Origin of the sequence: Vibrio sp. Vb1980 (genome assembly GCF_033338615.1) — a bacterium.
Classification (GTDB): domain Bacteria; phylum Pseudomonadota; class Gammaproteobacteria; order Enterobacterales; family Vibrionaceae; genus Vibrio; species Vibrio alginolyticus.
Window position 1 is genome coordinate 1 of the sequence record NZ_JAWOSZ010000016.1, and the last position, 22,771, is coordinate 22,771.

Annotated in this window: 8 protein-coding genes and 1 pseudogene; 3 read left to right on the plus strand and 6 right to left on the minus strand. The window is 45.4% G+C overall.

All coding sequences use genetic code 11. The features are described from left to right. Positions 1-73: 73 nt before the first annotated feature. Positions 74-12,334: pseudogene (locus tag R7F64_RS19395) on the plus strand (DUF5801 repeats-in-toxin domain-containing protein); the annotation flags it as partial. 184 nt (positions 12,335-12,518) lie between these two features. On the opposite strand, the gene R7F64_RS19400 reads toward R7F64_RS19395, so the two are convergent. The 3 genes from R7F64_RS19400 to yccS all read right to left on the minus strand — a co-directional run bounded on the left by R7F64_RS19400 (position 12,519) and on the right by yccS (position 15,475). Then, positions 12,519-12,821, minus strand: coding sequence for a hypothetical protein (locus tag R7F64_RS19400; protein ID WP_017821544.1), 303 nt, complete (start codon positions 12,819-12,821; stop codon positions 12,519-12,521). 80 nt (positions 12,822-12,901) lie between these two features. Beyond that, positions 12,902-13,132, minus strand: coding sequence for a hypothetical protein (locus R7F64_RS19405; protein ID WP_005376575.1), 231 nt, complete (start codon positions 13,130-13,132; stop codon positions 12,902-12,904). A 189-nt stretch (positions 13,133-13,321) separates the two neighbouring features. Further along, positions 13,322-15,475, minus strand: a complete 2,154-nt coding sequence (gene yccS, locus R7F64_RS19410) for a YccS family putative transporter (RefSeq protein WP_064354722.1) — start codon at positions 15,473-15,475, stop codon at positions 13,322-13,324. Positions 15,476-15,799: 324 nt separating this feature from the next. Between yccS and helD the strand changes: the two genes are divergently transcribed. Beyond that, on the plus strand, positions 15,800-17,869 hold the full coding sequence (gene helD, locus R7F64_RS19415) for a DNA helicase IV (RefSeq protein ID WP_318072015.1): 2,070 nt from the start codon (positions 15,800-15,802) through the stop codon (positions 17,867-17,869). A gap of 77 nt (positions 17,870-17,946) precedes the next feature. Here the strand turns inward: helD and R7F64_RS19420 are convergent, their stop codons facing one another. Then, the gene (locus tag R7F64_RS19420) at positions 17,947-18,402 is read right to left on the minus strand and encodes a methylglyoxal synthase (RefSeq protein ID WP_005376571.1); all 456 of its coding nucleotides are present in this window, start codon (positions 18,400-18,402) and stop codon (positions 17,947-17,949) included. A 64-nt stretch (positions 18,403-18,466) separates the two neighbouring features. Continuing rightward, positions 18,467-19,516, minus strand: a complete 1,050-nt coding sequence (torT, locus tag R7F64_RS19425) for a TMAO reductase system periplasmic protein TorT (protein WP_080960073.1) — start codon at positions 19,514-19,516, stop codon at positions 18,467-18,469. Positions 19,517-19,559: 43 nt separating this feature from the next. Between torT and torS the strand changes: the two genes are divergently transcribed. Continuing rightward, a complete protein-coding gene (gene torS / locus R7F64_RS19430) occupies positions 19,560-22,523 on the plus strand; it encodes a TMAO reductase system sensor histidine kinase/response regulator TorS (RefSeq protein ID WP_318072016.1) in 2,964 nt (987 codons plus the stop codon). Positions 22,524-22,572: 49 nt separating this feature from the next. Here the strand turns inward: torS and R7F64_RS19435 are convergent, their stop codons facing one another. Then, positions 22,573-22,764 (minus strand): hypothetical protein, encoded by a 192-nt coding sequence (locus R7F64_RS19435; protein ID WP_005376565.1) that lies wholly within the window; start codon positions 22,762-22,764, stop codon positions 22,573-22,575. Positions 22,765-22,771: the final 7 nt, after the last annotated feature.

Below are 22,771 nucleotides of genomic sequence, written 5' to 3' on the forward strand. Positions count from 1 at the left end.
TCTTTTCGATAACCGTTGCAGCACAATGGATTATTGATAATTAATCTAACTTCATGTCTAAGTAATAACCAAGGTTATGGCGCTGACATCTCAAGGTGAGGCGATTACCTTGGTGGAAACCGCGAATGGCGACGGCAGCTTTACCTATGTGGCGACCGCTGACGGTAATCCTGTCTTCACGTTGAATGTCGCAACAGATGGTACGTACGACTTTACGCTGCAAGGCCCGATTGACCATGCCGCTAACAGCGACAGCCTGACGATTGATTTCCCAATTATTGCCACCGATTTTGATGGTGATACGACCACGGCAACCATTCCAGTCACCATTACGGATGATGCGCCAATCATCGATAATGTTGTGCCTCTGGCTGTAGACGAAGATGATTTATCAGGTATTGGCTCAGACCAAAGTGACGCTGTGTTTGTTGAAGGCGCGTTCACCACTACCCAAGGTTCAGACCGTGTAGTGAGCTACCAACTTGATTCAACGGCTGATCCTGTCGCAGGTTTAACTTCTCACGGTGAGCCTGTTACTTTGGTAGAGAATGCGAATGCTGATGGCAGCTTCACTTACGTGGCTACCGCGGATGGCAATCCGGTCTTCACCATGAATGTTAATGCTGATGGCACATACAATTTCCGTCTTGAAGGGCCGGTTGATCATGCGTTAAACAGCGATGAATTAGTTCTTAACTTCCCAATCATTGCAACAGACTTTGATGGCGATACGACGACTGCGACCATTCCAGTCACGATTACTGATGACGTTCCAACCATCGATAACGTTGTCCCACTAACAGTAGACGAAGATGACCTTGCCTCAATAGGCTCAGACCAGAACGATGATGCGTTTATGTCGGGCTCTTTCACCACAACTGAAGGCTCGGACAGTGTTGTTAAATACCAGCTTGATGCAACAGCAGATCCAGTAGCAGGGTTGACCTCTCATGGTGAGCCTGTCGTGCTTACTGAAACTGCTAACGGCGACGGTAGTTTTACTTACACAGCCACAGCAGATGGCAATGCCGTATTTGAATTGGTTGTGAAGCCAGATGGCAGCTACACCTTTACTCTGCAAGGTCCACTAGACCATGCGGTGAACAGCGACAGCCTGCAAATCGACTTCCCGATTATCGCAACAGACTTTGATGGCGACACCTCATCGGAGACGTTACCTGTCACTATCGTTGATGATAAGCCAACCATCACTGACGTAGATGCCATCACGGTTGATGAAGATGACTTAACGACGATTGGCTCTGACGGCTCTGACCCAATTTCCATTGATGGCAACTTCACTACAACGCAAGGCTCTGATGGGGTAGTGAGTTACCAATTGGATGCTTCTGCAACGCCAGTTGATGGCCTAACATCGCAAGGTGTGGCAGTGACGCTGACTGAAACTGCAAACGGTGATGGTAGCTACACTTATGAAGCGACAGCAGGAACTGAAGCCGTATTTACGCTGACCATTAATACGGATGGTTCATACAACTTCACGCTGCAAGGTCCAATCGACCATGCGACGGGTAGTGATGAGCTGACGCTGAACTTCCCAATCATCGCGACGGACTTTGATGGTGATACCACCACAGAAATGATCCCAGTCACCATTGTGGATGATAAGCCGACCATTACCGATGTCGATGCGATTACCGTTGATGAAGATGACCTAGGCACGATTGGTTCAGATCAGACTGGCCCGATTTCAATCGATGGCAACTTCACTACCACACAAGGCTCTGACCGAGTAGTGAGCTATCAGCTTGACGCGTCTGCAACACCAGTGGCTGGCCTTACATCACAAGGCGTGGCAGTCACACTGACGGAAACCGCAAATGGTGATGGCAGCTTTACTTACGAGGCGACAGCGGGTACTGAAGCGGTCTTTACTCTGATAGTGAATACTGATGGTAGTTACAACTTCACGCTTGAAGGTCCAATCGACCACGCAGTAGATAGTGATGAGTTGACACTGAACTTCCCAATCATCGCAACAGACTTTGATGGCGATACCTCTGCTGAGACAATTCCTGTCAAGATCGTTGATGACAAGCCGACACTTGGTGGAATCGAAGCAACAAGTGTGCAAACGGTTGATGAGGACGATATCCCAACAATCGGATCTGATGGTACACAGTCGAACAGCATTGCCGGTAACTTCATCGCGACTGATGGTTCTGATGGCATTGTCGAGTACAGCGTTTCTGACCTAACGACGCCAGTACAAGGCCTGACCTCTGGTGGTCAATCTCTGGTTATGGTTGAAGTATCAAACGCAGGTGGCGTTTCAGTTTACGAAGCTCGTATTGATGGCACGACGACACCAGTATTCCGTGTAACCCTCGATGCCTCTGATGACAGCTACACGTTCGATTTGCTCGCTCGTCTCGATCATCCAAATGCTGATGGCCAGAATGAACTGATCATAAATTTACCGATAAACGCGACTGACTTTGATGGAGACGTGTCGAACAACATCACCTTACCAATTACGGTTGTGGATGATGTTCCGACCATTAATGGTTTGCTAGCAGGCAGCGAACAAACCGTTGATGAAGATGACCTACCAGCAGGTACGGATGCTGCAAGTGCAGAAGATACTGTTATTTCAGGTACTTTTGATATCACCGAAGGTGCTGACCAAGTTGCTTCTATTCAGCTGAGTGACCTGACCACGCCAGTTGCGTCACTGACTTCAGATGGTGACGCTATCACCTTAGTTCTGTCTTCTAGCGCAAACGGCGTGAACGTATACCAAGGTGTCGCTGGCAATCCTGCTGAAGTGGTGTTCGAACTGACGTTGGATGCAACGAACAACACCTACGAGTTCGATTTACAGAAGCCGCTTGATCATCCAGATGGTAATCAGCAAAACGAGATTGTTATTAACCTCCCTGTGACGGCGACAGATAATGATGGTGATACTTCACCAGCCTTCACATTGCCAATTACCGTTGTGGACGATGTTCCAGTTGTTACCAATATTGAAAGTCTACGTGTCGACGAAGATGACTTACCTCTTGGTTCTGATGGCACTAAAGAGCCGTTAACGGTATCAGGTGAATTCGAAGTCACTAGCGCAGATGGTATTGATGCTTTCGAATTGGATCTGAGCTCAAATCCTATCCCGAATCTGAAATCGGGTGGAGAAGAGGTAACACTTTCTCAAGACGTTGGTGCTTCAACTGCTGACGCGCTTGTTTACGTGGGACAAACTCCGGGTGGAGTGACGGTCTTCACGTTGACACTTCATCAAGATGGTAAATACGACTTTGAGTTATCTGGTCAGTTAGATCACGCGGTTAACTCTGATGAGATTTTGTTGAATCTACCTGTGAAGATCACGGATGGCGACAACGATACCATCACTGCGACCTTGCCAGTGACCATCGTAGATGACAAACCAACCATTGATGCTATTAGCTCTGGTAGTACCTTGTCTGTGGATGAGGATGATATTCCAAGCCAAGGTTCGGACGACACGCCAGAATCCAATATCATTGGTGGCAACTTTGACGTTACTGATGGTGCCGATTCTATCGTTAGCTTCCAGTTGGATAGTTTAACATCGCCTGTTTCTGGCCTTACTTCAGGTGGTCAACCGCTTGAGTTGGTTGAGTTTTCAAATTCAAACGGTGTGATTGAGTACCGAGCTTATGTACAAGGTACGACGGACACCGTCTTTAAACTGACGCTAAATGGTTCAGCAGACAGTTATGAATTTGAACTGTTGGGTGCACTTGATCATCCTGCGGGTAACGATGAAAACTCGTTAGTCATCAACTTCCCAGTCAACGCGACTGATTTTGATGGCGATGTTTCAAATAATATCACCTTGCCGATCACAGTGGTGGACGATGTTCCTGCGATTGTGAAAGTGACAGACTCTAGCCAACAAACCGTTGATGAAGATGATCTTGCCGGTGGCTCTGACACGACAAGTAATGATTCTACGGTATTGAACGGTGGATTTGAGGTCGTTGCTGGTGCAGACAAGATTGTCAGCTACCAAGTTTCAGACCTCGATGCAGCCGTGTCTGGTTTAACGTCGAATGGCAGCAGCATCGAGTTGAATCTAGTAAGCACGAATGGTGGAGTAACCAGTTACGAAGCGGTTATTACTGGCACATCAACTAAGATCTTCACGCTGTCTCTTGATGCGAATAATGACAGCTACCAATTTGAGCTGTTGGGACCAATCGACCATGACGCTGTTCAAGGTGAAAACAACCTTGTCATTGATATTCCAATTACAGTAACAGACTTTGATGGTGACACGTCATCATCACTGAATCTTCCAATTACCGTAGTTGATGACATTCCCGAAATTAAATCAGCAGATGCTTTGGCTGTTGATGAGGATGACCTTGCCAACGGCTCTCAGGCAACCAACAAAGACAGCCTAGAAGCAACGGGCAATTTCGATACGGTGGAAGGGGCAGATACCGTTGTCTCTTATCAGCTGGATCTTACTTCTAACCCGATACCAGGAGTAACTTCAGGTGGTTTTGCGGTGACGTTAGTTCAAACCGCGGTAAGCAACAACAACTTTACTTATCAAGGTCAAACACCTGATGGTAACTCAGTGTTCACACTAGTTTTGAACGCTGACGGCTCTTACAAGTTTACGCTTGAGGGTGCGCTAGATCACTCAACTCAAGGCGAAGATACACTCATACTTGATCTCCCAGTCTTTGCGACCGATGTCGATGGTGATACGGCAGGTATTAACTTACCAGTGACGATTACCGATGATGTTCCAACCTTGCACGATGCATCTATTTCGCGTGTTGAGGGGCAAGGCAGCCGCACGGTTCGTTTATTCCGAGACCCTGTAGAGGGGGATGATGACCTTGGTGCTGACGGCGCACAAGTGACTTCATTCTCGGCTGATGATTCAGGCATTTACTTTAAGCAAAATGGTGTTGATTCTGATTCTGTCGATTTGAACGGCAGCGACCAAGTCGTATTTGTTCACAAGGTTCTTGACGGAGTGGATACTGAAATCGGTCGTTTGGTTGTTCGAACCGATGGCAGTGTGTCATTCCGTCCGAATGACGACCTTGACCATACCGAAACCGACTCGATTGATTTCACCATCAACGTTGTTGCAACCGATGGTGATGGCGATATCGCAGATGCCGATGTGGATATCTCGATAAGAGACCGCAATGCGCAAATTGACACGTCTACCGTTACTGCGTTCGAAGACCAAGGGCGTGATGGTGTCGTTGTGGGCGTTGACTCTGCAAATACTCAGGACAACTTGTCGACGCTGGATGTTAGCCCTGCGAAAGTCGACTTGGTTATCAATTTACACGATATCGACCGTAACGAGAGCTTAGGTGACATCACTATTCGAGATGCTGATACTCACAACGGTACGTTCTACTACAGAGACGGCAGTGGCAACTACATTGAATTAACATCTGTGGGCAATACGGTTGTTCTCGACGCATCAAATGTTGAGCAGTCATTCAATGGTGAGCTTGTCTCGTTAGATAACTTGTACTTCGTACCAGATCGTCATACATCAACCGATGCTTCTGGTATCGATCCTCGTATCCGCGTGGAAATTCTTAACAATGGTACGCCAGATCATACGATTAATGGTCGTTTAGACATTGAAGTTGCTGCCGTCGCAGATATTGCAACGTGGACGGCAAGCAGCGAATTTAACTACTCGGTTGATGAAGATGGAAACAATGTCGCACTTAACATCACGGCTGAAACCCAAGACACTAGTAACCCAGAAGGCATTGTGTACGAGCTTGTCTTTACACAAGGAGAAGGTAACGCAGAGTTAGTCTATTCAGATGGTAGTGCGATACCAAAATCCGGTGGTGTTTATCTGGTGGATGCAAGCCGAATTGATGAAGTTCAAGTTGATCCGATAGATAACTTCTCGGGCGAAATCAGAATTGATGTCACCGCTATTACGACGGAAAACAACAATCCACTGCTTGGGAAAGATACCGCTCGCTCAGAAACCGAAACCATCATTATTGATGTAAACCCAGTTGCGGATAAAGGTAGTTTTACTGTAAACCGAATTAATGTGTTTGAGGATAATGCTCGAACTCAAAATACGGTAGACCCTGTCACTGATCACGACCCACTCCAATTAAGTGAAGTGATCACCATGAAACCATCAGCGGACTTAGATGGTTCTGAAGCGTTATTTGTGCGCATTTCTAACTTCTCAATTGATGGGGTTACTTTGGTGTGGCTGGACTCAGCAAACCCAAGTCAGATAGTAGAAGTGACCGATTCAGGCGGCAATGTACTTTATTACGAAGTGCCAGAGTCTGAATTAGCGAACGTCGAAGTTCTTCCTCCTTTGCACAGCAATGATGACTTTACTTTCAATGTCGAAGGAATTGTGAAAGACACAGCATCATTGTCTACCGGTACGACAGAAGATGTGTTGTCACTGGGCAGTAAGACCGTCATCGTTGGTGTAAAAGGTGTTGCTGACATACCAGACACGGTATTAATTGACGCGGGGAACGTTTGGAACCGATTCGTAGACGGAGATGTGGCCGGGATAGAGACGACTATTGAAGAGAATGCTGTTGTAAACCTCAACTTCTCGGTTGTATCAGGTGAAGTTGCCGATAGACCACAGGATGATTCAGAAGCCATTACTGTTATCCTGTCCAACATCCCCGACGGTGTTCGTGTCGTAGATTCAGACGGTTCAAGCGTTGACCTCACCTTTGTTGGCTATGATGGTAACGGTCAACCGATTTACGAAGCAAACATCACTGGGCTGAATTTTAATTCCGGTATTCAAATTATTCCGGAAGCCTCTTCAACTGAAAACATTGCGATTACAGGGACGATCATTGTTACCGAGAATGATGGTCATAGTCGTGTGATTGAAAGAGAGGTAAGGATCAAGGTCGAACCCGTTATTGACGCTCAAGATAACTACGTTGTCCGATCGGAGGGAGATGAAGATACGCGCTTTGACATCGATTGGAAACCGACGCTCGTACAAAGCCCTGATACCGATGAATTCTTTAGTGATGTAACCATCTCTGGATTTCCTCCAGGCAGCACGGTCTATGTAGATGGTGTGGCACAAACGCTTGTTTCTGGAACACTAACGCTTTCACCGCAAGCCGGTGAATCAGAACAAGATTTTTCCGCTAAAATCTCTCAAAGTGGCTATGTTCAAGTTCAGTTGGAGCAGGATTCAAGTACTGACTTTGACTTGACCACAACCGTCACTGTGAAAGAGATTGACCATGAATATGTTGACGCTTCGAATCCCGGTGAAGGTATCGCTGAGAAAACCATCAATGGTACGGTGAATGTCCAAGTTAATCCAATCGTTGAGCCAGAGGATAAGACGGGGGCAATAGACGACCAAACCCGTCTGCTTGTCACTGAAAGTGGTGGTGGTGCTACCGATATCGTGAAGTCAGACGATCAAGGTAACATTGACTTTACGATCAACACTTCTATGGGGGGCGAATCTGGCGCTCATATCATTAAATACCAAGAGTTTGATGCGTCTTCAGATGAAGTGGTGACTCAACTTGTTGTTCAATTTCACAATGTGGACCCTGAGATCCTCAACCAATTGGTTATCGTCGGTGCACTAAATGAAGGTGGAGGTCGTTGGACAGTAACTAATGAAGACAACTTCTCAATTAAAGCGCCGTCTGGACTTGATTTAACACCAAACGATGACAGCGACGATGGCGATAACGGTGGTCTCTCTCAAATTGGCTTAACCATTTACGCAGAAGTGAATGATTTGGGCGAAGATTTGGGCAACGAAAAAGATGCGACGGTCGTGCGTCAAACGGATGTGACACTAGAGTTTCCAACCGTCCTCACACCGAAAATGAGTGTAGCGGCAGAGATTCAGGTGGCTGATGATGTTCAAATTCAAGCGTTGGAAGACAATTCTATTAACCTTGGTGCTCAGTTGACGTCGAAAGTCGATGCGATTAATGCAGATGGTGTGGAGGATGTCTTGACTATTATCGTCGACCCGACAGCTCCTGGCATTCCTCCTGGTTTGGTGATCACGGGGACGGATGTTGATTTTGTCAATGGTAAATACGTGTTCCAAGCCCATATCGATGCGAGTGGAAATATTACTGGCCTTGATGGTTTGACGATGCACTTGGCAGAAGATTACGCAGGTGATTTCGAATTGCCAATTCGGTTTGTCACTAAAGACACTGAGTCCGGTGATGAAAAAGAAAATAATGTCCAGTTTCCAGTTCAGGTTTTACCGGTTGCAGACGTTCCGAGTTCAGCCGGGGATCAGCCGTTGGATAGCGATGTCACACCAAATGTAAGAGTAGATATCGTCGGTACTTTCGGCTTGGATGCAAACAAACAACCTGTGACTGATCTAAATAACGACGTTCCCACGGCGGATGGTGTTGGTTACGAAGATGGCTTAATCCAACTTAACTTGAGTGTTGATTTTGCCGATCAATTTAACAACACTCAAGGTGGTCGAGAAACACTAACGAACATCAAGTTAGAGCTTGATGACACAACATTAGGTGAGTTTGTTGATGCCAATGGTAACAGCTTAGGAACCAGTATTGAGTTTAATGAAGCTGAGATTTTAGCTGGTGCGCTTGACAATGTTCTGTTTAAGCCAAAAGAAAATTACCCCGTAGGTGGTGGCCAAAATACCGTCAAGATTAATATCGAGGGAGAAATTACTGATGAAGCTGTGTTTGATCAGTCTATCTTGAATAACTCTGGCGATAATATAGATGTGAGAACCTTCACTGACGATGTCACATTTGAAGTTACGCCAGTCGTTGATGACATTACCATTACAGGTGCCGATCCGACGCAGCCAATCACGGTGATTGGTGACGAAGATACTTTAATTTCGCTGAATCAATCGGGCTCTGGTGTTTCGATCAGCCTGAACGATAATGACGGTTCTGAGAGTTTCGTTTCACTCAAGTTAACGGGGCTTCCTGATGACTTTATCGTTAAATCCAATTCCTCTGATTATGTTGTTAAGAACAACGGTGGGGGCGAATGGAGTATTCAACTAAAAGATCTCACTCAGACGTCCATTGACCTGAGTGACATCCAAATTAAACCGCCAAAACACTTTAGTGGCGAGGCTGAGATAGGTATTACGGTCTTCATTCAAGAGGAGTTGCTACAAGTTCCAACGGAACGAAACAACAACTTTACGCTTATTGTCAATCCTATTGGTGATGATGTTGATGTGAACCCCGACACTTCGGCTGCAGGTAATGAGGGCGAAGACATTGTTATTAATGTAAATGCGTTAGTGGTTGATAACAAAGAGTCCATCGGAGATGGTGCAAACTACCAGGAAAATGATCCAGAGACGCTGAGAGTTGAGGTCTCCAATGTCCCTGATGGGGCGAGTGTTTCATTACCTGATGGGACAGTGTTTACTGACCAAGGCGGCGGCATTTTTGTCTTAGAAATCAATGCTCAAGACTTGGATCAAGTAGTGTTTAATTCTGGGGATCGCAACGATAACTCATGGGATGGTTCGCTGCATTTCAAAGTGCAAGCCGTTGATACTGGGCTCGATGGCAGTCAAAGCTTGGGCTCCGCAGAGGAGTTTGATGTCACTGTTGATGTTGAAGCAGTGAACGATCGTCCAGAGTTCGTCAATACCGTGGATGTGGAAACACCAGAAGATACGCCAATGCTGCTTGATGGTTTCAGCATTACCGATATTGATGCCGTACTCGATGATCCGAATGCTGAATATGTACTCAATGTGAACGTCGACAGCGGTATCTTGGAGCTTAATCCAACGCTCATCGCTACTTACAACCTAACCGTGAGCGGTGATGGTACGGACTCCGTTGAACTGAAAGGTACAGTGGCCGATCTAAACAATGCCATTGCAGACGGTCTGATTGAGTTTAATCCAGACCTGAACTTCTTTGGTGACGTTCAGGTGGACGTGACAGTCGATGACCAAGGTAATGAAGGTATCGTAATTGGTGGGGTAGATGACACCCTAAATACCAACAGCAGCAGCTTCAATATTGAAGTGACAGCGGTGAATGATACCCCAGAAACTACGCCAGTGACGCTACCGGATATTGAAGAAGATAGTGGTGTGTTCTCCATCTCTGAAGCGGATCTTATTGCGAATGCGACAGACGTAGAGAACGATAATCTCACGGTTAGCAATGTTCAGTTAACGGATCCGAATTCGGGCAGCATTATTTTCAACAGTGGCACGGGAGAGTGGGAATTTACCCCTGCACCAGATTACAACGGTCCAGTTGAAATCACGTACACCATTACAGATGATGGCACGACAAATGGTGCATCCGATCCTAAATCGGTTAACGGCAGCGCATCGTTCAACGTAACGGAAGTCAATGATGCTCCAACGACGTCTGAAGTGACACTTTCTGATATCGCAGAAGACAGTACTGCGGTTGATATTACCCAAGCTGATTTGTTGGCGAATGCGTCTGATATTGAAAACGACACCTTGATGGTGAGCAATGTCCAGTTGGTTGATCCAAGCAGCGGCACATTGGATTTCGACAACGTAACAGGTACATGGTCATTTACTCCTGCGCCTGGCTACAACGGCAAGGTCGATCTGACCTACGACATTACCGACAACGGTACAACGAACGGTGTTTCAGATCCTCAAACGGTGTCAGGAACGGCGACCTTCGAAGTCACTGAGGTGAACGATGCACCGGTAACATCAGAGGTAACGTTGAGTAGTACCGAAGAAGATGGTGGTTCGGTAACTATTACGGCTACTGAGTTGCTGAGCAACGCAAGTGATCCTGAGTCAGACAACTTGACCGTCGATAATGTTGCGTTAGTGGACCCAACTTCCGGCACGTTGACTCAAGTGAGTGCGACAGAGTGGACGTTTGAACCCGCAGTAGATTTCTTTGGTGACGTTAATTTCACTTATGAAATCACAGATGACGGAACAACTAACGGCGCTCCAGACCCAATTACAATCGCGGGCACAGCAGTGTTGAATGTTGAAGCGACCAATGACGCACCTGAAATCACTGCAACGTCGGTAACGGATACGATCAACGAAGCCGATGGCCAGAAAATAACGGGTATTAGTGTAAGTGACATCGACTTCACTGGTGCGCAGGCGAATGAAATCATGACGGTGACTCTTACAGTTACCGAGGGCGACCTTCGTGTCGAGCCGCCAGCAGGTAGTGGTGTGACTGTTGGGGCGGGGATGGCTGGTGAAATAACCCTAATGGGCACACCAGATAATATTAACTCCGTTCTTGGAGCAACAGACGCTTCTGAGGGTGTATTTGTGGATGCAGGAGATGTCAACGCAGCTTCAATCACTTTATCGGTGAAAGTCGAAGACAACGGTGTGTACTTCGAAAATGCATCGGGTTCCGCATTGGAGGCGAATCAAGACTTCACTATCAATGTGACACCTGTAGCTGATGCACCTACATTGAATATCAATCCTCAGTTTAATTACATTCGTCAAATTACGGCTAGCCAAACCGCGAGCAGTCAAGGTTTAGCGATTGTCGGAATCATGGCGGCGCTTACTGATATTGACGAGGTGCTGTCTTTGGAGCTAACGGGCGTACCAGCTAGTGCTGAGGTAACAAGTGGCGTTTCTCCATCAGGCATTAGCTTCGATGGTACCACTTGGACAGTACCAAGCGATGAAATTGATACGCTAGAAATTGTCGCAACAGATACTAACAGTGGTATTGATGTCGGTTCTTACGATATTTCGCTTACGGCGATATCAACGGAATCTAATGGCGATGAAGCGCAGTCTTCACCTGTCCAAATTAGTTTGGATGTGAGTAGTGATAGCGACGATATTGACCAGTCAACCGCAGTGGACGACAGCTATTTAGTCGGCGGAGACACAGGTACCAACTTGATTGGTGGAGACGGTGACGACGTTATTCTGGGTGGTGATGGTGATGACGTGCTTATCGGTGGCTTAGGCTCAGATATCTTAACGGGTGGAGACGGCAGCGATATCTTCAAGTGGACGGTAGATTCCGTTGATGAAGGGGCAGTGGATACCATTACTGACTTCACTGTTAACGAAGACAGTATCGATTTACGTGAAGTTATCTCTGATCTCAATAACTCAATGATCGACATGGATGATCTGCTTGGTCACATTTCGGCAGACTACGATGCATCGACGGAAAGTGTTTCTCTGAACATTACGACGGATGCAAATGTTCAACAGACTATTGTCGTGGAAAACTTAGGTACTTCAATCGACTTCAACGGTCTCAGCTCCAACGAAATTGTAGAGTCATTGCTCAACAACGGTGTTATTGATAACGGATAAACCTGTATACAACACAAAAATGGGCGGCTCTGATAAGCCGCCCATTTTTTTCGGGAAAGCTTGATTTTAAACAGGAGATATTTGAATCGAAATAGAAATAAAGAGCGAAGCAAAGGGGTTATCTTGTTACGACGTTATAGTGATAGTTGGAAATTAAAATAGCGATAATTTGACGTTAAATCGCCTAAACGTGGATGTCTAGCAAGCTGCCAATGATTTCATTGTTTTTCTCTATGACAGACGCGCCAACTCGGTTATAACCAGCGGCTTGTGCGAGGTTGATGAGAGATTCAACTTTTTGAGAGGGAAGGCTAGGTGTTGAGGCTGTTATTGCGATATCCGCAACCGCAGCTAAATCGATGTTGTGATCAGAAAGCTCTTCTTTTACCTTACTTACATTATTGCTAATGCCATGTGCAGCTTTCTCGGCCATTTGTTGTGACATCTGAACGATGTGGTGTCCAGATTGAATTCCCGATACAGGCATATCACTACTCCCAACATTATGATAGTGAGAGCATAGGTGGAGTTTATAAAACGTTCAAGTGTTTTATATCAATGACTTGATTAGGCAAACAGTTTGGCAAGCATTTCTCTTTCTTCACCAGATAGAACCGGTTTTTGCGCTTTATTTAGTTTCACGCTGATCTCACCTTGTAATGACTTTAACTGACTTGCCGTTAAATCACTGAGCTTTTGCTTAAGTTCATTAAATTGTTGTGCGTTCATCTCAATACCTTCGTCATGATTCGGTTTATCCGTCGTTGCCCGAAATTCTTCATCCTTTGGATACAACATATTTATTCAACCAAAATAGATTAGAATTTGATCGATTGCTTTTTGTCCGAATATTGTCAAGGTGTGTTAAGTGATACGTCAGATTTTTCCTAAGAAGGTACATAATTACCCACTTTGGGGTAGATGGAAACGTAAAAAGAAAAAGGGAAGCGATATAGCGCTTCCCTCTTACATATGGTTTGAATGTTACTAACTTACCCTGACGGCAAACTTACTAGCAAGTGAATGAAGCTCTGGGAGCATGCGATAGATAAGATGAAGTTGCTGCAATACCATGCGGGCAGAGCTGTCGTCTTCATCGCGCCATTCGTTTAAGCGTTGCTCGAGTCCAGCATCATCAATATTAGATAGGTCACACTCCTCACAATGCTGGTGAAGCTGTTTATGAAGTACATCCAGATGCTGATGAATACAACGGTGAGCATCTAAAACGAGTTTATGAATTGACTCATCTTCGATGCGAGTTCTGTGCGCGCCTAATGCAGAAATATAGTTCAACATTGCGTGATTTAACGTTAGGAAGCGAAAACTTTCATCAACAGCTGCGCGATATTTGCCAGGCTCCGCCAGCATCGTACTAATCGCAGAAGATAGTGAGGCATCATTATTGTGGGCCTGGCGGCGAGCGATACGGTAACTCAAATTGTCTTTCTTGCCGATTCTATACTGACCAATGATCTGATCGAGATACTGCTTGTTCGCCTCTATCGCATCCGACATAACTTTGTGAAGCCTTCTCGACTGCCAGTCGGGCAAAATAACTAATACTGCTCCTACTGCAAGCACACACCCGATGAGGGTATCTGCTAGTCGAGGAAGGACAACTGCGTAACCTTCACCTAGTTGATTAAATAAGAAGAGGACGAGCAGTGTAATAAAACCAGTCGCGTACCCATAGTTGTTCATCCGGAAGGCGAAAAACATCACACCAGAGATAACGATAAATACTAACTGGCTTTCTTGAGAAGGGAAAAAAGTCAGCAATGGTACACCAATCAACAAACCAGCTAATGTACCTATTACTCTTGCCGTCAATTTTTGGCGAGTGGCACTGTAGTTCGGTTGGCATACGAATAAAGTGGTTAAGAGTATCCAGTAACCTCGGTCGATGTTGAATATTTGAATGATTCCATAGCCAATCGTTAAGGCAATTGACATACGTAATGCATGCCGAAACAGCATCGAATCTTTGTGTAAATTTGCTGATATACGCTGCCACATCGCCTTTAGCGTGTGTGGGTTGGTATCGGCGAGGGTATCTTCTTCGAGGCCTTCAACATCTGGGTTGTTAATGTTATTAAGTTGTTTTTCTACCGTCGCTAAGTTGTTGAATAAATATGTTAACTGCATCAGCAGACGTTTCCAGTGCCCTTGCTTTTGTTCTTCTAGATAAGCAAGAGAGTTCTGTACTTCAGCTAATGCCAGAATCGATTGATCGGTATGGGAGTATTCATTTCCTAGCTGAATGGCTAGTGCAATATCACGACACGCTTGGGCTTGAGACTCCAAAAGATATTTAAAACGAAACAGCACATCAGAACGTTCAAATTCGGTCGCTAAATCCTGATAGCGATAATGGCTAGAACTGACTCGTTCGTGAATGTCTTGAGCGATGAAATAAATATTTAAAAATCGGTCACTAGGCCCATCAATGTGACCCCGTTTCGATCGGTTAAGTAATGTGGTTTTACAAGCGTTTAGTGCCGTAACCGTGGCAGCATTGCATTTTGCAGCTTCAATCCGTAGCGGTTGTGGCGTCAAGTTGGTCACAGGATGAAAAAGCTTGGCTTTCGCATCAAGATAATTCGCCATTTGGAAGAACACATTGGCTAGGCTTTGTTGCACCGGTTGAAGGGGCCAAAATATCTGCCAAATCATGGACATGAAGTAATACCAGGCGGCACCGGTTAACAGCAGTAGTGGCTGAAACCAAATGTTGGTGCTTTCATGTGCGCCAAGCATAGTATAAATAGCGATTAGCAACGAACCAAAAGCAATACTCGCGTACTTAGGACCTATCGCCCCAAGAATGATGAAGCCGAAGGTTGAGACAAATAATCCCAACGCAAAAGCCCAAGGGGTATCGAACAAGATTTCAATTGAAAAAGCAGCAAGCGCAAAACAGAGAAAGGTGAGAATCAGAGCCTTGATGCGTCCAGTGAAACTGTCATCACTTTCAGCCAAAGCAGCAGCAATAACGCCTAATATTAATGGCGTTATCAGCGTGTTTTGCTCGAAGTACCAAGTTGGGATAACCACACCCAGTAAGGTAATAAGGATAAGAACGCTGTAATTTATCGTCTTGTTTGCCCAATATAGCCGAAATTTAGAAGTTGCTTGCACAATGCGCCTTATGTTTCCGATGAAGAACAGGGGGAATACTACCAGACCCACTATAGCGCGTTTATGATTTACTTTAAGAAAAATTCGTGGTTGCTGATAAAATCAGCAGGGATGTCATTGACTTATATTAAAACTGCCAGGTCATGTATTGAGGATTGTAAAGCCAGCTTCAAATAACCTCAGCTTTAGGTTATTAAATCGACAGTAATGTGAATTTTATTAAAGAATAGAAGAAGAAGCTTACTTAGGTGCTCGCCGTTGCTACAATTTAGCGCCTTAAAATGATATAAATCGACAACTTCTAAACTAAAAGGCGCACGTTTCATGCAGCTTACTGCCACTAACAAAGCACAGTTTTTTATTCAAAATGAGTACCATCACGTCGAAATAAAAGAGAACAGTGTTTTATTAAGCTCGATAGGCAGTGAAGAACATATTCCTTTTACGATCTGGAATGGCAAAGTTAGCGTAAAGCGTGGGTTATTATGGAGCTCTTTACAGTTTTTTGCTCATGAACACGAAGGCAAACAACAAAGCTGGCTAGTCCAAGGTTTACCGTGGCCACAATGCCGAAAGTTCGCGCTTGAGGCCGTTCGTCAATATCAAGAGTGGCACAACACTCAGTGCCGAAAACTGGCTGAGTATCTACCTAAGTGGGAAGAAGAGCTTTACAAACTAAAGCACTTGCCTGCTTACTTATCGCATTCTCAAGTGGTCTCCTGGGTTGAAAGTCTTAACCAAGAGTTAAGCGAGATGAAAACCACCCTAGAAGAAGCCAAAATGCGAATGCCGAATCGTATGTCGCAAATAGAGCCTTGGCTCATTGATACCTCTGAGGCGCTTGGTGAGCGTAATCGCGATTGGCTAGAAGCAGAACGTCCAAATTGGGAAGTGCTGTTTAATCAAATTGAATCCTCTCCTTTGAATTTATCCCAGCAATATGCGGTATTACTCAACGACGACCACAACTTAGTTCTTGCTGGTGCCGGCTCGGGCAAAACCAGCGTTTTAACCGCACGAGTTGCCTATTTGTTGCAAAGCCATCAAGCTCAAGCAGAAGAGCTTCTCATGTTAGCGTTCGGTCGTGATGCGGCGACTGAAATGAAAGAACGCTTAGTAGATAAAGTGGGCATGGCGGCAGACGGTGTGCGCGTAAACACATTCCATCAGTTGGGTTTGTATATTCTTAAACAAGTCGAAGAGCAACCTGTCGAAATTAGTCCTTTAGCGTTGGACGAAAATCAACGAACAGCATGGTGTGTAGACTGGTTGAAAAAACATTGGATGACACCCACCAACTTTAAACGTTGGCAAAAACATTTAGACAAATGGCCGATTGCGTACCTAAAAGGGGATGATGAGTTAGGAAGCCATTCAGAAAATCCAAAACTGATCGCTTGGCTAGATTCGCAGCTGTCTCATTTAGCGTCGGTAGGGTTGACCAAAAAGCAAGCACAAGAAAAGCTCGTAAACCACCAAGACTATACGCGTTTAAATAGTGAACTCGCCTTATGCTGGCCATGTTTTACAGCGTGGCAGAAAATGCTTAAAGAAAGCAACCAAGTGGATTTCCCAACCATGATCAGTCGTGCGACAGATTATGTGAATAAAGGGAAGTTTGTCTCGCCATGGCGCTTTATTATGGTCGATGAGTATCAAGATATCTCTCCAGATCGTCTGGCATTGATTGAAGCACTGTGTGAATCCACTCAGAAACAAGCAGGTGCCACGTTATTTGCTGTTGGCGACGATTGGCAAGCGATCTATCAGTTTGCAGGAGCGGATGTCGATCTTATCACTGGCTTTAAAGAACGCTTTGCTCACTCTACCGTTCATCACTTAGATACAACTTATCGTTTCAACAATCAGATTGGTGATGTAGCGAATACATTCGTGCAGCAAAACCCATCGCAGTTGCCGAAAACACTAAACAGCCACAAACAACGCAAGCAGAAGAGCGTACATACCGCGCCGAGCAATCAAGTGGAAAAGATCTTGGATCACTTGAATCAACAAGCCAAGCAAACCAAGTCAGTTTTATTGCTAGGACGTAACCATTATCATAAGCCCGATTTGTTCGACGATTGGTTGCGACGTTTCCCTAATCTCGATATTCGCTTTATGACTTGCCATGCGAGTAAAGGACGCGAAGCTGACTTTGTGATTATTCTTTCTGTGGATGAGGGGCAATTCCCCGCTAAGAAGAAGCAAATTCACATTGATGGTGCGTTGACGGAGTCCAAAGACAAATTCCCTTACGCAGAAGAGCGCAGGCTATTTTACGTGGCGATTACACGTGCGAAAGAGAAGGTTTGGATCACGCATACTGGCGCGGGATCTGCATTCGTTCAAGAGCTCGTTAATGGTGACTATCCCATCGTGACTTCCCGTTAAATGCAACGTTTAGAATGTTAAAAACAGCAAGGGCGATACTTGGTATCGCCCTTGCTTTATTTGGTTGGCATCAAAGCTTACATGCGCTCAGCAAGATAGGCTTCGTAATCTGGTACTTCGATGTCTACTTCTTGCTCAAGAAGAGGGGAGTTAAACAGGAACTTAGCGGTGGCTCGGTTCGTTGCTACAGGAATATTCCAAACACTAGCAATACGAAGAAGCGCTTTAACATCTGGGTCGTGAGGTACGGCATTCAGTGGATCCCAAAAGAAAACGAGAACGTCGATTTTGCCTTCTGAAATGAGAGCGCCTAGTTGTTGATCACCGCCCATCGGACCACTGATCATGCTCTTGATCGCAAGTCCAGTTTCTTTACTCAGCATGTGTCCTGTCGTGCCAGTTGCGTAAAGGAAGTGACTCTGTAGCTTTTCTTTGTTTTCTTTTACCCAGCGAAGTAGCTCAGGTTTGCAGTTGTCGTGAGCAACCAAAGCCACATGTTTATGGGTTGGCATGGTACGAATGGTTTTTTGCATCAAGATGTTTCCGTTTGTATGATTTTAAAATTGTTGTGACTCAATAGAACACGTTTTTGGTCTTTCAATCAACAGCCTTAACACGGAATGTCGGCCTATATTCTGACGGAGATAACGATTCTTCGATCGTGTCGTCATGAAGCGTCTTCGGAGTCAGTGGTTTGATGGTTGGTGAGGCATGTTTGTCATAAGCTTCACCTCTTAAGTAATGCGTTGCTTGCATCACGGAAAGCCGACCTTGCTGCACCATTTTATCTGTTGGTGCGAAGAGTACTTTGTTACGTAACAGGCCTCGATATACACCATGACTTAAGTACACAGAAACTAAACCGATCTCCTCAGCTTTGCCTGCACTGCGCAGCTCACTGATGGCCGCTTCAATCGCCACTGCACTGCCAACAATGTAATCTATATTTCCCATATCGATCACACGTTGAACTAGGTTACGTTGTAACTCCTTGTCGTTGTCTGCCCAAAATGAGTCAACAATGTTGATATCACTTCCTTGTATCGCTTCATAAAATCCGGCAGTAACGGGTTTCGTACCACCACGAGTTCGCGGCCCCAAAAGTAAGGCAATGTTGGTTTTTCCTGACCCCTTTGGATGGCGAGCTGCCAAATATTGACCCGCTTCGTATCCCATCCAATGCCAGTCAACACCAACAGTCCCTTTTAGCAACTCACTTTGTTCTTCATCCAAGTCGAGTTGGTTCACAGTAGCAAAAACGGGAGTATTCCCCACCCAATTTTTAAGTGAATGCTCGTAAGCCTGTGGGTCCACGGTCCCAAGGATAACCGCATCTGCTCCCCATTGGTTACACAGTGCGAGTTGTTGTTCTTGACGGGTTTTGTTTGGGTAGCCGCCCGCTTCAAGGACTCGTAGCTCGACACCTTCTCTTTTCGCTTCGGACACCATTCCATAGTTTACTGACAACCAGTATGAATCCTTTAGGTGAGGGTATATTGCACATATTTTCTCTGCGGCAACCGCTGGCAAAGAAGCAACGAGGGTTAAAGTGGCTGCAGAATGTTTGAAAAATGTGCGAAATGCGTGTTGATTTTTAACCATGAAATGAAGTTCGTTGGCATAGATTAAGTAAACACTGCAAAATATAACGTAATATGTCGCTGAACACGAACATTAAGGTCATGAAAATATGCTGCTAGCAACTGCAAGCATCGGTCGTAAACTTTTGTTGTCTTTCATTGCGATGGCAATACTGGTCATGTTATCGGCACTTATTGGTGTGTCTGGATTTTCTTTGGTTGCCAAAACCGAAAGAAATGTCGTGGATTCTGCGATTCCCGCCATGATTGAGGCGAGGCAAGTCTCTGAGTTGAGTACTCGTATTATTTCGTCTGTACAAATGTTGTCGAACGCAAGAAACGAGCAGGAAAGAAAGGAGTCAGGGCGAGTGCTGTTCGAACAGCTCGAGTCTTTACTCACTCACATCAAGGAGCTCGGGAGTGAGTCGTTCGATTCTCAATTGTTAGAAGCTTTAGAGAATAACGTCCAGAACGTTATCGACAATTTGGCAGAACTCGGTGTTTCGGTTGAAAAAAAGCTGTGGCTTGCAAAAGAGATAGATACTCGTGTTGAAGAAATGCGTCTGCTCAGTGAAGAGCTAGAACAACTAACTCGTACGCAAGTTCAGAATACAAGCACCATTGCTGTTGCTAACGTCACGCATATTTATGACTTATTAGAATCGAATAAAAAATCGCAAGTTTATCAGGCGCTAGATGCACTGGTGGAGGTCGATCTTGATCTGACTGAGCGATTGCATGAACTGCACTTGTTGGCCTTTAAAATGTTGAATCAGATTGAAGAGGCTCGGACATTAACGAATATTGAGCGAATTCAACAGGTTCAAAGTGATTTCGATAGCAACCTCAAAATCATGCAACGCCGTGTACTCGCTGTGGAAGATCCTACGCGCTCTAAGCAAATGAGCCAACTGCTCATAGAGCTTGGTAAGCGTCAGGTCGTATTTTCTATACTGATGCAGCAATACGAGAATAACGAACAGTCACAACAACTGATGCAAAAGACATTAGAGTTGTTCTCAGAGCTTAATGGCACGGTCAACAAATTGGTTGATGATTCAAACAAAACCACTACCGTCGCTGTAGACCAATTGACCAGCACACTGAAATTCGCTCAGTGGTCTTTAACCGTTATTTCAATTGTTGGTTTGATTGTATTGGTGCTGATTTTATGGCGTGTGGTGTACCTTTCTGTTGTGAAGCGGTTAGCTGAATATTCCGCTGCGTTGCTGTCTGTGGCGCAGGGTAACTTAGCGGTTGAGTTGGAAGTGAAAGGCAAAGATGAGTTGGCGCATATGGGGCAGGCCATCATCACGGCTCGTAATACCGCGCAAGCACTAAAAGTGGTAGCAGAGGGTGAAGCTCAAGCCAAGCGAGAGCTTGAGGAGCATAAAGAGCATTTAGAAGAGCTCGTTGAGCAGCGCACTTCGCAGTTAAAACAAGCAAACCGCCGTTTGAATGAAGAGGTTTTGAATCACGCTAAAGCTCGCAAGCAAGCAGAGCAAGCGAGCCGAGCAAAATCGGCATTCTTGGCGACGATGAGCCATGAGATAAGAACGCCAATGAACGGAGTGTTGGGGACAGCACGCTTGTTGATTGACTCAGGCCTCAACCCAATTCAAAAGCGTTATGCAGAAATCATTAATCGTAGTGGTAAAACGTTGCTCGCGATCCTTAATGATGTACTGGATTACTCCAAGATTGAAGCGGGGCATTTAGAAATTCGTCACATGGGCTTCGATTTACACCAAATGGTGGAGGACACTTTCCAGTTAATGAACAGTCGAGCACAAGAGAAGAAGCTGCTGTTCTCCTACCATATTGAAAGTGATGTTAGTCGCTACTGGAAAGGGGATGTCACCAGAATCAGTCAGGTGCTGAACAATCTCGTTGGTAACGCGATTAAGTTCACTGACGAAGGAGAAATTGATATCTACGTTAGCCTGAACCCTGAGGACGAGTCGCAAGTCCTGTTTGAAGTATCAGACACTGGAATAGGAATTGCCAAAAAATACCAGAGAACGTTGTTTGATGCCTTCACGCAAGCTGAAGGTGGGATGAGCCAAACTGGAGGCACGGGGCTTGGACTTGCCATCAGTAAGCGAATCATTGAAGCGATGGGCGGTGTTTTAGAAGTCGATTCCGAAGAGGGAAATGGTAGCCGATTCTGGTTCTCTATTCCGTTAGAGGAAAGCGAACCTGTTGAAACAGGAACTGTGGCAACCGCACGTTGCAAAGTGAAAGCAAAGGTCTTGCTGGTAGAAGATAATGAAGTCAACCGAGTGGTCGCGGAAGGTTTTCTAGAAAGCATGGGGCATCAAGTCGTGATGGCAGAAAACGGCTCACAAGCAGAGCAACTGATCAGCACACAAGATTTTGATATCGCTTTGGTCGACATCAACCTCCCTGATTGTGATGGAACTGAGTTGATCCAACGCTTAAAGCGGATTGAGTGTGATAAGCCGGCCAATAAAGCGCTTGCCGTCACGCCAATGATTGCAGTGTCTGCGCACGTTTTTGCGGAAGAAGTTGAGCGCTATCTAGCCGCTGGTTTTGACGGATACTTGCCTAAGCCATTGGCAAAAGAGGCACTCGCGGCATTGATTCAGGATGCGCTAGACGGAAAGCCGTTGTTGTTGCCACAAAATGCCGACTGTACCCCGTTTGATCAAATTTCGCCTCAAGAACAAGAGCTACAATCAAAGGTCGTTCAAGCACCTAAAACAAAGGAACCCGATGTGGTCATCATTAATCCGAGCGTGATTGAGTCCGATATGAAAATCTTGGGCAGAGATAAGATGTTGCACATTATTAATCTGTTTAGAGCCACCAGCACTGATGTATTAAGCAAACTGCAAGCGTCTGCTGAGGACAATGATAGTAAAGAAGTAAAGAACCTTGCCCATAAATTAAAGGGCAGCGCGGGAAGTTTAGGACTAACTGCATTAATGAACGCTTGCCAAGCAATTGAAGCCGCGGCTCAACCTTTAGATACCTATAATGCGACTAAAGATGATTTAGTTTCTCAAGTGTCTGCATCAATTCAAGCTCTGGATGAGTTAATGGCGAAGTAATCCATCGAGCATTGAAAATAAAAAACCTCCGGCTTTCCGGAGGTTTTTTCTATTCGGTCATGTCATCTTCCCACTCGAATCGAGTGTCTAGGGCATAAGGGTCATCATCAAAAGGATGTTCCACTTTGCCACGCAAGTATTCGAGTTGATGCTCAAGCATATTGACCGTTTCGTAGTCTCCCTCAGAACAAGCAACGTAAATCTGTTGTTCAAGAGCGGCAATGTTATCTCGGATACCCATGAGAACC

Excerpts from the sequence above, each read along its gene's own strand:
- torS (WP_318072016.1), top strand. The coding sequence starts at position 19,560 with ATGCTGCTAGCAACTGCAAGCATCGGTCGTAAACTTTTGTTGTCTTTC.
- helD (WP_318072015.1), top strand. The coding sequence starts at position 15,800 with ATGCAGCTTACTGCCACTAACAAAGCACAGTTTTTTATTCAAAATGAG.
- R7F64_RS19420 (WP_005376571.1), bottom strand. The coding sequence starts at position 18,402 with ATGCAAAAAACCATTCGTACCATGCCAACCCATAAACATGTGGCTTTG.
- R7F64_RS19435 (WP_005376565.1), bottom strand. The coding sequence starts at position 22,764 with ATGGGTATCCGAGATAACATTGCCGCTCTTGAACAACAGATTTACGTT.
- R7F64_RS19400 (WP_017821544.1), bottom strand. The coding sequence starts at position 12,821 with ATGCCTGTATCGGGAATTCAATCTGGACACCACATCGTTCAGATGTCA.
- R7F64_RS19405 (WP_005376575.1), bottom strand. The coding sequence starts at position 13,132 with ATGTTGTATCCAAAGGATGAAGAATTTCGGGCAACGACGGATAAACCG.